At 63.0% G+C, this 14,110-nt stretch carries 12 protein-coding genes; 2 read left to right on the plus strand and 10 right to left on the minus strand.

Going from position 1 to position 14,110, the window contains the following annotated elements; genetic code table 11:
* Positions 1-44: 44 nt before the first annotated feature.
* From V5D55_RS02590 to V5D55_RS02600, 3 genes are read right to left on the minus strand one after another with little or no spacing between them, the layout of a single operon-like run.
* Positions 45-911, minus strand: a complete 867-nt coding sequence (locus V5D55_RS02590; RefSeq protein ID WP_435747362.1) for an ABC transporter permease — start codon at positions 909-911, stop codon at positions 45-47.
* On the minus strand, positions 908-1,861 hold the full coding sequence (locus V5D55_RS02595; protein ID WP_435747364.1) for an ABC transporter permease: 954 nt from the start codon (positions 1,859-1,861) through the stop codon (positions 908-910). The genes V5D55_RS02590 and V5D55_RS02595 overlap by 4 nt, the downstream gene beginning before the upstream one ends.
* Positions 1,862-1,865: 4 nt before the next feature.
* The gene (locus V5D55_RS02600; protein ID WP_435747366.1) at positions 1,866-3,509 is read right to left on the minus strand and encodes an ABC transporter substrate-binding protein; all 1,644 of its coding nucleotides are present in this window, start codon (positions 3,507-3,509) and stop codon (positions 1,866-1,868) included.
* 186 nt (positions 3,510-3,695) lie between these two features.
* On the opposite strand from V5D55_RS02600, the gene V5D55_RS02605 reads away from it, so the two are divergent.
* Positions 3,696-5,186, plus strand: coding sequence for an amidase (locus tag V5D55_RS02605; RefSeq protein ID WP_435747368.1), 1,491 nt, complete (start codon positions 3,696-3,698; stop codon positions 5,184-5,186).
* Between the two features lie 68 nt (positions 5,187-5,254).
* On the opposite strand, the gene V5D55_RS02610 is transcribed toward V5D55_RS02605, so the two are convergent.
* From V5D55_RS02610 to V5D55_RS02635, 6 genes are all read right to left on the minus strand, one after another.
* Positions 5,255-6,064: an ATP-binding cassette domain-containing protein gene (locus tag V5D55_RS02610; protein ID WP_435747370.1), complete on the minus strand. Its 810-nt coding sequence runs from the start codon at positions 6,062-6,064 to the stop codon at positions 5,255-5,257.
* Between the two features lie 33 nt (positions 6,065-6,097).
* Entirely contained in the window at positions 6,098-7,060 is a 963-nt protein-coding gene (locus V5D55_RS02615) for an ABC transporter ATP-binding protein (RefSeq protein ID WP_435747372.1), read from the minus strand.
* Positions 7,057-7,923, minus strand: a complete 867-nt coding sequence (locus tag V5D55_RS02620; protein ID WP_435747374.1) for an ABC transporter permease — start codon at positions 7,921-7,923, stop codon at positions 7,057-7,059. The genes V5D55_RS02615 and V5D55_RS02620 overlap by 4 nt, the downstream gene beginning before the upstream one ends.
* Positions 7,920-8,921: an ABC transporter permease gene (locus V5D55_RS02625; RefSeq protein ID WP_435747376.1), complete on the minus strand. Its 1,002-nt coding sequence runs from the start codon at positions 8,919-8,921 to the stop codon at positions 7,920-7,922. Before V5D55_RS02625 ends, V5D55_RS02620 begins: the two co-directional genes overlap by 4 nt.
* A 23-nt stretch (positions 8,922-8,944) precedes the next feature.
* A complete protein-coding gene (locus tag V5D55_RS02630) occupies positions 8,945-10,597 on the minus strand; it encodes an ABC transporter substrate-binding protein (protein WP_435747378.1) in 1,653 nt (550 codons plus the stop codon).
* A 152-nt stretch (positions 10,598-10,749) separates the two neighbouring features.
* Positions 10,750-11,223: a hypothetical protein gene (locus tag V5D55_RS02635; protein WP_435747380.1), complete on the minus strand. Its 474-nt coding sequence runs from the start codon at positions 11,221-11,223 to the stop codon at positions 10,750-10,752.
* 78 nt (positions 11,224-11,301) lie between these two features.
* On the opposite strand from V5D55_RS02635, the gene V5D55_RS02640 reads away from it, so the two are divergent.
* A complete protein-coding gene (locus V5D55_RS02640) occupies positions 11,302-11,898 on the plus strand; it encodes a TetR/AcrR family transcriptional regulator (RefSeq protein ID WP_435747382.1) in 597 nt (198 codons plus the stop codon).
* 13 nt (positions 11,899-11,911) lie between these two features.
* On the opposite strand, the gene V5D55_RS02645 is transcribed toward V5D55_RS02640, so the two are convergent.
* Positions 11,912-14,056, minus strand: coding sequence for an acetate--CoA ligase family protein (locus V5D55_RS02645; protein WP_435747384.1), 2,145 nt, complete (start codon positions 14,054-14,056; stop codon positions 11,912-11,914).
* Positions 14,057-14,110 lie beyond the last annotated feature (54 nt).

Consider the following 14,110-nt stretch of genomic DNA (forward strand, 5'->3'; position numbering starts at 1 on the left):
CACCGGGAGCGATATCCGCAGATTCTCTATTGCGAGCAAGGTCACTAGACGTCCTCCAGGCCGAAATGGCGAGCCAAACGCTCGCCCACCAGATTGAATGAGATGACCGAGATCGCCACGGCGGCAGCCGCGTACAGTGACTGTTCGGGTGCACCAGCTGCGAGTGAACTCTGACCGCTGGAAACCATCACGCCCCAATCAGGCGTCGGGGCTTGAACCCCCAAACCGAGGAACGCCAGAGCGGCCACATCGATCATGGCGTAACCGAAGCCGACTGCCGCCTGCACGAGGATGAGTGGCGCGACGTTAGGGAGGATGTGGTGCACGCTCACGCGCCACCCCGTGGCTCCCTGAAGACGCAACGCCGATACATACGGCAGCGACCGCTCCCGAAGCATCGCGGGACGCACGATCCGGGCAAGACTCGCCGAATAGGCGATGGAGAGCGCCGCAACGGGCGCCCAGAAACCGGCGCCGAACACCGTGGCTGCAGCGATAGCCACGAGAAGGCCGGGAAAGGAGAAGATGAGATCCAGAATTCGTGCCATGATCGCGTCGACCGCGCCGCCGTACCACGCCGCCACCATTGCGAATGTGCTTCCGACGATGGTCGAGATCGCGATGATGACGGCAGGCCCGACCAGACTGGACCGCGCACCGAAGATGAGACGGGACAGGATGTCACGACCCGACTGATCCGTGCCGAGCAGATGCTCGGCGCTTCCCGGAGCGATGGGGTCTGCAGGATTGATCGCCAGCGGATCAGCAGGTGCGATCCAGGGTGCGAAGATCGCCACCAGGATCAGCGCGCTGCAGATGGCGAAAGCGATGACGCTCACCCATCCGATGGAGGAGGCACGCGATATCAGGCTCGGTGCCTTGCGGCCCGCGGCCAACTGCACGACGCTCACAATCGCGCTCCGTTCTGAGTCCGAGGGTCGAGCACGGCGTTGATCACATCGACGACCATGTTGATCGTGACGAAACCGGTCACGATCAGAAGAGAGACACCCATCACAACCGGGAGGTCTTGCTGGCGAGCCGCCTGCACGAGAAGCGACCCGATGCCGTTCACGGTGAATGCCTGCTCGACAATGGCTGTGCCCGCGAAGAGACCAGCGATCATCAGGCCGGAGACCGTCAGAATCGATGCCGAGGCGTTGAGCAGGACGTGCCGACGGACGATGATCGGACCCGGAATGCCTCTCACTCGAGCTGTGTCCACATGTTCGGAGCTGAGTTCGGAGAATATAGCGGTGCGAGTGATCCGCGTGATGTAGGCGACGTAGATCACCGCGAGAGCCACTGCCGGGAGTGTCAGATGCCACAGGCGGTCCAGCAGACCTTCACCGGAGCCGTAGACGGGAAACCAGCCGAGTTGAGTGGAGAACAACCAGATCAGGATGATCGCGACGACGAACGATGGCAGCGCCATTCCCATGGTCGTGATCGTGGTGACGAAGCTGTTCACCTTGGTGCCGCGCAGACCGGCCCAGATTCCCAAGCCGATGCCGACGACGAGCAGCAGCACGGCCGAGTAGACCACGAGAAGCACTGTGCTGACAGCCCGCTCTCCGATGAGGGTTGCCACATCGGCGCGGAAGAAGTACGACTGACCCAGGTCTCCCTGGAGCGCACTGCTCAGCCAATTCCAGTATTGCAGGAGGAATGGATCGTCGAGGCGGTACTCAGCTCGGATGGCGGCGGCTCTCTCAGGATTCGGAACGTTGCCACCCGCCAGGAGAGCCGCAGGATCTCCTGGCGTGATGGCAACCAATCCATAAATCAGGAACGACGCAATGGCAAGGGTGAGAAACAGCGCCGCAACCTTGCGCCCGATCCTCCATGCGAGAGCCGCCACCTGATCAGTCCGTCGAACCGAGCATGGCAGCCCAGGGCAGGCTCAAGTACGCGATCGATGAGGGTGCCCCGGTGATGCCCTTGTTCAGGTAGAGCACCTCGTTCGCGACCGCAGCATTGATGACGAGATCGTGGGGCTGCCACATCGCCTGAGCAGCGACGAAATGCTCTGCCGACTCGGCCGGGTCCAGGCTGCTCAAGGCCTGATCCAGCTCTGCCTGCATGGCGGGGTCGTCGTAGCCGATGTAGTTGAGCGGGCTGGTAGCGGACACCGAGACGCCGATCTGGTAGAGCGGTGTCGGGGCCTCCCAGAAGCCGGCACCGACCAGGAAGTCCTTATCAGCGCGCTTGTCGGGGTTCGAGAAGATTTCGTACACCTGTGCCGGCGGGATCTGAACGATCTCCGCCGTCAGCCCCAGGTCTGTAACCGTACCTTGAACCTGCGTGGCGAGCTGAAGCGATTCTGCATCGCCCGACAGTACGACCATGACAATAGGCTGGCTGGTGTCGTAGCCTGACTCTTTGACCAAGCGCTTGGCTTCGTCCACGTCAGGACCCTCGTCGGCATCGACGAACTTCGCGTACGCGGCGTCGTACACATCCTTGGCGGGACTCGAAGCCCACATGAACGGCGTTGTGAAGGTTTCGAGAGGCTGACCGGCACCCTGCAGCGCACCCTCGACGAACGCGGCCTTGTCCAGCGAGATATCGATCGCCTGACGAATCTTCTCGTTTCCGGCGGCTCCGTCAGCGCGAAGGGGGCGAAGGTGCAGATACTTCGTGCTCGGTCCGAAGAACAGCTGTCCCTCAGCGTCCTGCAATGCGGCGACACTGGCGTAGGGCACTTCGTATGACCCATCGAGGCCGCCCGACTGAAGGGCAGTCGTGAGACTGGAATCCGAGCTGAAGAACTTGAACACGATCTGCTTCACCTTCGGCTTCAGATCCTCGTTCCAGTAGGACTCGTTCGCCTTCAGAGTGATGCTCTCCCCCGACATCCAGGAGTCGAAGGCGAACGGCCCTGTGCACATGATGCCCGCAGCAGCCGTGCCATAGTCCGCACCCGCTGCCTCGACGAAGGACTTCTGGTGGATCGCTCCTGCCAGGCCTGCGATGGCCGGCAAGAAGGCTGCGTCTGTCTCCGAGAACTTGACCGTGACCTCCAGCGGTCCTGTCGCCTCGATGCTGGCAACCCGCGCATAAGTGGAAGAGTAACTTCCGAAGACCTCGGAGTTCCGGTTCATGCTGAAGACGACGTCATCGGCCGTCAGCGGATCGCCGTTCCAGAACGTCACGCCATCACGCAGGGTGAACACCAACGTGGTGTCGTCGGCCTGTTCGTAGGTCGCGAGGTTCGGTTCGATACCGAACTCGGGAGTGACTCGAAGCAGGCTCTCGCATGAATTCGCGATGATGGTGTTCGGCGAGTAATCGGCGGCGAAAGCAGAGTCGAGGGACAGAGGCTCGCCCTTCGCGAGACCCCACGTCACCTCATCAAGAGATCCCTTCGCCTCCGGGGTGACGACAGTCAGTTCTTGGTCGCCTCCCGTTGCGTCGGGCCGCTCCCTGGGGGCGCATGCGGTTGCGGAAACCAGGACCGCAGCCGCCAGCAACGCTGCGACTGTAAGAGAATTGCGTTTGATTGCCACGTTCGTTCCTTCGGGTCGGATGCATCGACAGTGATACGTGAGTGGCGAGCGAGCCTCTATCGCTCCTCGTTCTGAGTAAGGCTACCTTACTCGTATTCGGTAGGCAATCATCGTTTTGGCATCTCTCTTTCCGTGCGTCGATCCAGAAGTTTTATTTATAGCGTGTGCTACATAAGGTCCAGTAGCATGTCGACGAGCTACGCAACGGTCGCGAAGATCGAAGTATCGCTCCCGACCATCGACCGACATCCGTTTCGAGAAGGGCATCCCGTGAATCACAGCAGTGCGAATTGGCTCGACGCTCATGAAATGGCGCGTCTGATCCGCTCCCGTGAGCTCTCCCCGACTGAAGCGGTAGAGAGCGTGCTTCGCCAACTCGAGAACGTCGAGCCCTCCATCAACGCATTCGTCACCATCAGAGCCGACGAGGCCCGCGCGGAAGCGAAGAGAGCCGAGCAAGTGCTGAGCAGCACCGTCACCGCCGACCTGCCACCGCTGTTCGGCGTCCCGATCAGTATCAAAGACCTCGCTGATACTGCCGGCATCCGGACCACATATGGGTCGACTGCATTCCGGGATCATGTTCCGGCGACCGATTCCCTACCCGTTCACCGGATTCGGGAGAGCGGCGCAATCATCATCGGGAAGACCACCACGCCAGAATGGGGCGCTCTCGGTGTCACGGAGAGCGCCCTGACAGGCATCACCAACAACCCGTGGGACACGGACTTCGCGGCGGGCGGATCAAGCGGCGGTGCCGCGGCGTCTGTCGCTGCGGGCGTCGGAGGGGCCGCTTGGGGTTCCGACGGAGGAGGTTCTGTGCGTGTGCCCGCCTCCATGTGCGGGATCGTGGGCCTGAAGCCATCGCTGGGCCGCATTCCGTCACCTATCCCTTGGGAATCCGCGTCCACTGACGGCCCGCTCGCTCGCTCGGTTGCAGACGTCGCTCTGCTGCTTGACATCACTGCTGGTCCAGATCGCCGCGACCCGCTCTCGCTCCCGCGTCCGAGCGAGCGATTCTACGAAGTGGTCATCGGCGCTGGCGACCTGGCCGGGAAGCGCATCGCGTACGCGCCGGCGCCCGGCGACGCTCGCGTGGAGCAGGAGGTTGCTCGCATTGTGGCCGCGGCTGTGGCTAGATTCTCCGAGGCCGGCGCAACCGTCGATACCGTGGCCCTCCCGGTACCGGACCCCATCACACACTTCCTGAACTTCTGGGGACCTGGGTTCGACAGCAGCGCGGGACCGCTCCCGCACCCCGCCATGCAACGCGTCGTAGACGCGGCGGGCAGCGCCGAGGATTTCGTGCTCGCAGCGACGCGGACCCGCGCGGAGATCACAGAAGCCTTTGCCCAGGTGTTCGACAACTTCGATCTCATCGTGACCCCCACCCTTCCCGTTGTCCCGTTCCGCCATGCCGGCGCCGCCGGCGGAGCAACGAGCATAGACGGGTACCCCGTCGACTTCCCTGCCATCGACTTCCATCGCTTCACAGAGTCCCCGAGCCACGCGGGCCTTCCCGCGATCACTGTTCCGGTCGGCTTCAGCGACAACGGTCTCCCCGTCGGAATGCAGATCATCGGCGACCATCTAGATGACCTGGGAGTGCTGGTCGCGGCAGCGGTGTTCGAAGGCCTCGCCCCCTGGAAGAGCGTTCGTCCGGCCCTGGCGGGCTGACACCCACCGACGTCAGAACAGCATCCGGGTGGCGCAGTCTGCGTCTCCCGGATGCTCTTCTCGCATGTTCAGGCGAGCGGCTCCCAGGCGGGCCGAGGAATCGCCCGCAGAAGCGTCCCTGCGTACTCGCTTTGGGGGTGGTCCATCACGGCCTCGGTCTCGCCGAATTCGACCACTCGGCCGTTCTTCATGACGATGACCGTCTCAGACACCTGACGAACTACCGCGAGATCGTGAGAGACGAAGAGGTAGGAAACGCCAATGCGTGCGCGCAGGTCAATCAACAGGTTGAGCACCTGTGCCTGCACACTGACGTCGAGAGCTGACACCGCCTCATCGAGGATGAGCAGCTCAGGCTCGACGGCTAGCGCTCGCCCGATGGCGAACCGCTGACGCTGACCACCGGACAGCGCGCGCGGAAGCGTCGAAAGATGGGAGGAATCGAGCCCCACCATCTCCATCAGTTCCGCGGCGCGATCGGCAGTGGCAGAGGGGGTGCGGTGCGGATCGTGAATCGCCAAGATCTCTTTCAGCGCGTTCCCGAGACTCTGCCGAGGATCCAGCGACGCGAACGGGTCTTGGAAGACCATCTGCACGCGACGTGCCCGCGCGCGTCTTTCCCTGGAGGACCTCGGGGAGATCAGCTCGTTTCCGCGGAATCGCACTGACCCGGATGTCGAGGTCTCGATGCCCGCGATGATCCTCGCTGTCGTGGTCTTCCCCGAGCCCGACTCTCCCACCACCGCGAGTGAGCCACCTGCGGGGATCGAGAAGCTCACGTCATCCACTGCACGCACTTCGGTGTCCGCGTCCGTCGACCGTGGACTGCCGAACACCTTCGTCAGCCCTTCGACGACGAGCAGTGGCGCTCCGTTCATGCTCCGACCTCCCCGAGCTCATCCATGATGGCCTCAGCGCGGTGGCATGCCACGTCGGTGCCGAGGACACGCCGAACCCTCGGGCACTTGGACACGACAGACATCGGCAGCGAAACGGCACCGGTCGGCGAACGCACAGCCGATCCCCGCCTCTGCCGCCGATGTCGGCTTGCCGGGAATGCTCTGGAGCCGTTCACGCGAGGTCGCCTTCGGGCGGGCACGAAGAAGGGCAGCGGTGTACGGATGCGACGGAGTCTCGTACAGCGCCCGCGCTGGTCCCCTCTCAACGACGCGTCCCGCATACATGACCACAATCGTGTCCGCCACGCTCGCCGCGAGATCCAGGTCGTGAGTGATGAACAGCAAGGTCACATCATGCCTGTCGCGGAGACTCCGAAAGACCTTCATGACCTCTGCTTGCACCGTGACATCCAAGGCGGTCGTAGCTTCATCCGCGATGATGAGATCCGGATCGGGCATCAACGCTGCGACGATCATCATCCGCTGGAGAAGACCTCCCGACAGTTGATGGGGATAGAAGGCCATTCGGCGCTCAGCATCCTCGATACCGACTTCTCCCAGAAGCTGCACGGCTTTCTGCCAGGCTTGCTGCCGCGTGAGCCGCCCCGCACTGACGACGGCCTCGACGAGAAAGTCCCCGACTGTCCAGACGGGATTGATGTGCGCCCTCGGGTCCTGGTAGATCATCGCTGCGCGTGTCGCGCGAAAAGACGTGAGCTCCCGTTTCGTCTGGCCAAGGAGCTGCTTGCCATCGAAGCGCACGCTGCCTGAGACCACCGCGCCAGCGGGAAGCAGATCCATGATCGCGCGCGTGGTCATGCTCTTGCCGGAGCCCGATTCGCCGACTATGGCGACGACCTCCCCCTTCATCGCGGCAAACGTCACGTCGCGGAGAATTGTGACATCCGCCCTTTTCTTCGTTGTGAGCACGAGCCCGAGCTTGTCGATCTCGATCAGCGGAGCAGGACCTGTCACGATGCACCTCCAAAGAGCTTGCTGGCACGTTCACCGAGCACGTTGAATGCGACAACGGTCAAGACGATCATCGCCCCCGCGGCCGCAGCCTGCTGAGGGTTCCCGGCCAGAAGCTCGTTCCTCCCAGCGCTGACCATTGCTCCCCATTCCGCAGTCGGAGCCGGCACCCCGAGCCCCAGGAATGACAGTGCTCCGAAGTCGACAATCGCCGACCCGAAAAGGAGCGTGGCCTGCGCGAAGATCATCGGCTGCAGGTTTCGAAGGATGTGATGAGCGTTGATTCGCCAGGAAGTGAACCCTGCGAGCTGGAAGGACTCCACGTACGCGCGACGACGCTCCTGAGCCGCTGCCCCCTTGAGCACTCGAGCGATATACGGCGTGTAGATCAAGCTCAACGATACGACGGGTGGCCAGAATCCGGGCCCGACCACAGCGATCACCAGGATCGCCACCAGGATCGCGGGGATCGCGAACATGATGTTCAGCACCTTACTGACGATGCTGTCGAAGACCCCACCGATCCATGCGGATGACAGGGCGAGCAGCACGCCGAGAACGGTCGCCACGATCACGATGATGGCCGGCCCGAGCATGCTCAGCCGCGCTCCAGTGAGGATTCTGGAAAGGATGTCCCGGCCGAGAGAGTCGGTGCCGAGAACATGAGCAGGAGAAGAAGCCTGGTTGGCCGCGAGAATATCGGTCTCGTTCGGGTCATGCGGACTCACGAGCGGTCCGAAAAGCGCGAGAAGGCTGATCGCGATGCAAACGATCAAGGCGACCGAGAGCACGGGATCGCGCCACAGTCCGCGCCAACGGTGTGTGCTCATCCACCGGGCGATCGGCGCCACGGCATGAGCGCTCATCCGCCGACCTCCTCTCTGAGTCGGGGATCCAGAGCGACGTGCAAGACGTCGACAACGGTGGTCATGACAACGAACACCGACACGATCAGGAGCGAGATCGCCGCCACGACAGGCTGGTCTTTGGCGAGGACGCTGGAGACGAGGAGCGATCCGATGCCATCGACAGCGAACGCGGACTCGACGACGATAGCGCCTGCCATGAGTGCAGCGAGTGCGAGACCTGACGCGGCAATCACCGGGATGCCTGCGTTCCGGAGGATGTGCTTACGCAAGATGAGCCGGAACGGCAATCCGCGTCCAATGGCGGTCATCACGTGCTCCTTGTCGCGCTCCTCCGCGACTGAGGCCATGGTGATCTGTGCGAGGAACGCAATCCATCCGATGGACAGAGCAATCGCAGGCAACGTCAGGTGCCAGATGCGATCAGGGCCAGGCACTCCAGAACCGAAAGTCGGGAACCAACCGAACGCGACCGCGAACGTGCTGATCAGGAAAGACGCCGCGACGAAGCTCGGCACCGAGATCATCAGTCCCACCACAGCAGAGACCCACGCGCCGGCCTTTCGCACCACGCCCCCGAACACTCCCATGCTCACGCCGATGACGATGATCAGCAGCATCGACATCGCAACCAGAGTCAGCGTCACTCCGAGCCGTGGTGCGACGATCGCGGTCACGTCCTGCTTGTAGACGAAGGAGACCCCGAGGTCCCCCTGCAGGGCTTTCAGCATCCAGTTGAAGAACTGCCCGAGCATTGGCAGATCCAGGCCGAGTCTTTCCCTGAGCGCGATGCGCTGCTCCTCTGTTGCTCTGCCTCCGAGGATCTGACTGACCGGGTCACCCGGAGCAAGAGAGAGCGCGGAGAAGATGATGAAGGCCGCCACGAACACAGTGAGAATTGGCCCCACTACCCAGCGGAGTATGTACCCGCGCACGGGTCGCCGTTTCTTGCGAGCGGTGACTCGTGCGGAGAGGATGGAAGTGGTGCTGGTTGTCATGACTGCTCCCCTCGCCGTGAGCGCTACTCGCTCACTCCCCCGAGATACGCCATCGCGGGCATGCTCATGTACGCGAACGAAGTGATCGCCCCGCCGAGTTCGTTGTTGAGGAAGGTCACGGTGTTGGTGGACACGAGCGGGATGGTGAACGACGCCTTCTCGATGATGTCCATCGCCTCCAGCGTCATGTCCGCGCGCTCGTCGCTGTCGAACGTCTGGAGAGCCGTCGTGACAAGCTCAGTCACCTGCGGGTCGTCGAACTCCGACGCGTTGTATGCAGCTCCAGGCAGCACCGTGAACCCCATCGGCTCGAGCGGTTCCTGCACGGCGTTGAAGGAGCCACCGATGGTGAGGTCGATGGCGAGCCGCTCTCGCGTTGCTTTGTCGTAAGCGGCTTCCGCGAACTCGAGCGGTTGGATCTCCTTGATCTGGATGGTGATTCCGACCTCTTCTCCCTGCTGCTGCACAAGCTGGGCGAGCTTGCTGCTGGTCTCCTCACCGGAGCCAACCGCTAGAGTCAAGGGCGTCCCGTCGTACCCGGAGGACTCAACGAGGGAACGGGCCTTGTCGACGTCGAAGGCACGGGCATCCACCCATTCTTCATACGCATCCTCGTAGCGCTCCTTTTGATCGTTCGGCCACGTGGTCGGAGTGACGCTCCAGTACAGAGGAGTCGCGGCGCCGTTGTACACGACGTCTGCAATCGATTGACGGTCGATCATGACCTGCAATGCTTCCCGGAGGTTCGGATCGGCGAGCGGCCCGTCCGGCACGACGATGCTGAGCACGGTGCTCTCCATCGACGGCCCGAAGAACAGCCGTCCGGCTGTGCTCGAGGACAGCGAGGGGATCGCCGCCGGGTCGAGCTGATAGGAACCGTCGATCTCCCCGGCAATCATGGCCTGCGTCGATGCAGCGGTGTCTGCGATGAAGCGGAACGTAACTCGATCTGCGAGAAGAGGAAGGTCGCCGTTCCAATAGTTGGAATTCTTGGTGAGGACGATGCTTTCGCCGGGTGTCCACGACTCGAACTGATAGGGCCCACTGCACATGACGCCTGCGCTGGCGCTACCAGCCTGTTCCCCTGCAGCTTCCGTGAAGGCCCTCTGCACAACCATGCCAGCGAACGTTGCCATCTCGTAGTTGAACAGCACATCGGGAACGGAGAAGTCCACGGTGACCGCGTTGTCGCCCGAAACGGTGATCGATGCGACATTCGCGAAGATGAAGGACACGATTGAGGATGGGTGCGCCGCGCGTTGCAGGCTGAAGGCGACATCCTCGGCTGTGACTGGCGTCCCGTCCCAGAACGCCGCGTCTTGCGCGAGCGTGTAGACGATCTGCGTCGGTGTGACCTGCTCGAACGTGGCCAGGTTGGGCCCGAGTTTGTAGTCCTCATCCACCGAGAGGAGCGGGTCGCAGAGGTTGGTGACGACTCCGGCGCCCGAGTACGTCGCCGCGTTGGGCGGGTCGATGGTATTCGGTTCCCCCTGAGGAAGATTCCAGACGACATCGGCGACGGCTTGATCCCCAGGGGGTTCGGCGCGGCTCGTGAGCTCTCTTTCCTGGCTACCGGACGTACTCGTCGTGGCGGTGCAACCGACTGCACTCAGGGCGAGGGCGGCTACGGACAGTGTGACCCCGGCTGTGCGGAGCGCTCTGGTCTTCGTTGACATCAACGTCTCTTTTCGGGTGGAGGTGGATTTATTTATAGCGCACGCTACATCTAAAGACGGACTCGGGAGGAGCGTTCGGCAAGGTTTTTCTGCGATGGATACAAAGACGAAACCTGAACGAAATGAGCGGCCCCGCGAACGGATCACACCCGTCAGTCAGAGCCGGACTCAAGCCCCCAGAGCACAAGCCATTCCGCTGTCAGCGCTGGCTTCTCTCGCCCGTCGACCTCGAGGCGCAGCTCATACGTGACGAGCTGGCCATCACCCCGCGGCGTCATCGAGCTGATCGCTCCCCGCGCGCGCAACCGGTCATGTATCGTGACCGGGCTGACGAAACGCACGCGGTTGAGCCCATAGTTCCAGCCCATCCAGGCCGGGTCGTCGACGTACGAGACGCCATTGGTGAGGTAGTCGAGCAAGGAGAGCAGATGGAAGCCCTCCACAAGGCCGTCGGGATAGGCGTCGAGGCTCATCGCCTGCGAGTTCTCTGTCAAATATGAACCCCGCTCGAACTGGACGATGTGCTCATCATCGACCTGCAGCCAATCACTGACGAACTCCCGGCCAACGAGGCTCGATACGTCATCCCAGCGTGCTGCGGCGACCACGACGGTGTTGTGTTCCATATGATTGGCCTTTCAGATCGTTACTTGAGAGATGCGGATGCACGAGCCGCTCGACTCGTGAGAAAGCTGCGGGGTGCCATGCCCAAGATCGTGAGCAGAGAGGCGAGGCGGGAAGATGTGTGCGCCGCGGCCGTCAGAGTGTTGGCGCGAGGCGGGCCGTCGGCGCTCACCCTGCGTAGCCTCGCTGCTGAGCTCGGTGGCTCCATCACCCTCGTGACATATTTCTTCGACGACAAGGCGGACCTTTTCGAAGCCATCGTCGACGGCCTCCTCGAGGACTATTCGGACAGCGAAGTCCTCGCGCCGACAGCGGATGCCAGAGCGGACCTGCGCAAGATGGTCGACTGGTTCATCCCGGCCAACGCTGAGGAGGACGAGCGCGAAGCGGGAAGAATCGCGATGATCAGCATGCGAGCGACGTCGACGAGCGTGGACCACTTCTACATCGCGATGGAGCAGAAGTTCCGCGAGATGTTCACCCGCACGTTGGCGCGACTTGTTCCGGATGCCGACGTTGAGACGCTGGTCGACTTCCTGCGGGCCGGATTGAACGGTCTGGTCCTCGCCGCGACCGAGCACCCGGAGATCTGGGATACCGCTCGCCGCGATCGCTACCGCGACGCGCTCCTGACGCACGTCGAGTCTTTCCGAACGACATCTGCTGTATCGGCGTAGAGGCATCGCCGCGTCACCCCGCTTCCCCACGGACGAGCAGGACGTCGACGGCGTAGACCGCTCCGCTGCGCGCGTCGACCAGGACCGGGTTGGCTTCGAACTCCGTGATCAGCCCGCGCAGGTCGTGCATCAGCCAGGAGACGCGGACGAATGCGTCGATCAGCGATTCATCGTTGATGACGGGGTTGATCCCTCGGTAGCCGTCCAGCAACTGTCGCAACCGGGTTCTCGCGAGCGTGGCCCGAGCCGTGTCTGGGGACGCCGGAGCGAGAGTGCTCTCGGTGTCACGAAGCAGTTCGACCAGGACTCCACCCATGCCGACCCCGACGGTCGACCCCAGGTCGGGGTCGCTCACCGCCCCGATGATCGCCTCGATGCTGCCTGTCAGCTGTGCCTGTAGCTCGCCGCCGAGAACTCGGGCGTCGGGCCGCAATTCGCGGACCCGATCGAACATCGCGCTCCATCTCGTGCGCAGTTCCTCAGGCGTCGCGATGCCGACGACGACTCCCTCAACCTCGGTGCGATGGGGAATGTCGGGCGAGTCGATCTTCAGCACGACGGGGTAGCCCGCCGAGCCTGCCCACGCGACGGCCTCCTCGATTGATGCCGTCCTGACCGACGGCGGCGTGGCGATTCCGTAGGAGTCGAGGAGCTGAGCCCCGAGGAGGTTATCGATCTGCCCTGAGGCGGCCGACAGCTCAGCTCGGAGCTTCATGACCTCGCCTTCCTGCGGGAGTCCGCGCGGACGCGCCTGCGTCGCAGGAGTTGGTGCGAGCGCGATAGTCGCGCTGACGATGGCGCTGAGCGCGTTCGCGATCCCTCGCACGGCGGGGAACTGGTGCTCCGGCGGACTGACACGGTCGACGTGCAGTGAGACCGACGAGCTCGAAGCCATCACAAACGGCTTGCGATGGCGCGCTGCCACCTCTCGAGCGCTCTCGACCAGCTCGTCCTCATAACTGATCTCGACATCGTTCAAGGTCGCTTGGGAGTCTGTGATGACCAGGACGACGTCCACGGCGGGGTCGCTCGCGAGCAACTCCAGGCAGTCGCCATACCAGCCGTCATCTACCGTTTCGCTCCCCCCAGCATCGAGCGGATTGTTGATACCCGCACCGGGAAGGACAGCACTCAAACGAGAGCGCGTCGTGTCGGACAACGGAGCCAACGACGCGCCGAGGGAGTCTGCTAGGTCCGCCGCAAGAGCGGCCTGCCCGCCGGATATTGTGATCGCTGCAATACGCCCATCGCCGAAAGAGCGCTCGCGCAAATGGGCGAGGACTTCCAGGGTTGCGGCGAGCTCGTCGTAGTCACGCACGAGCGGCACACCGATGCTCGCAAAGTAGGCGGAGACGATGCTGTCCTCTGCCATCATCGCTCCTGTATGCGCGATTGTGGCCAACGCGCCGGCTCTGCTTCGTCCGACCTTCAGCGCCACCACAGGTTTGCCCGCGGCCCGAGCACGGCCCACCGCCTCGGTGAACCGCTCCGCAGGGCCGACGGTCTCGATGATGATGCCGATGACACCCGTCGATTCGTCGTCGACCAAGTAGTCGATGTAGTCCGCCGTCGATGTGATGGCCTCCGTCCCCGTCGAGACGATGTTCGAGAACCCTGCCGCGCTCATCGAGCGTGCGACGAAGATCGCGCCCGAACCAGATTGCGACACAATCGCGACCGGACCACGCGGCAGCCCTGTGAGATTGCCCTCGTCCGCCCAGAGCATCACGTCGTCAGTCACGTTGATCAGGCCCATGCAGTTCGGGCCGTGCACGAGCATTTCGTTGCCCAGAGCGAACTCCCGGAGTTCCGCGAGCTGCGCATCGTCCATGCCGACGCTCATGACGAGGGCCGCAGCAGCCCCGGCGTCGTGAGCGCCGCGGAGAGCAGCGACCACCGACCGGGGCGCGACAGCGATGATCGCGAGGTCCACAGGACCGACGTCGCCCGACCGAGTGACTGCGTCGATCCCCTCGATGCACCCTCCGGCTGGATTGACGACCTCGATGCGACCTGCAAAGGCACCAGAACGCAGGTTTCGAATGACCTGGTTTCCCGTGGCGTCCGGGCGCGTGCCGGATGCACCGATTATCGCGACGCTGGCAGGCTTGACGATGTTATCGAGAGAGCTTCGACGGGCTCTGGTCTGGTCGGTCACACGAAGCCTTTCAGTGGCGTGAGCGGGATGTGACGAGTATGCCCTCTTTTTACA

Source organism: Microbacterium sp. PMB16, from assembly GCF_051294855.1.
Classification (GTDB): Bacteria; Actinomycetota; Actinomycetes; order Actinomycetales; family Microbacteriaceae; genus Microbacterium.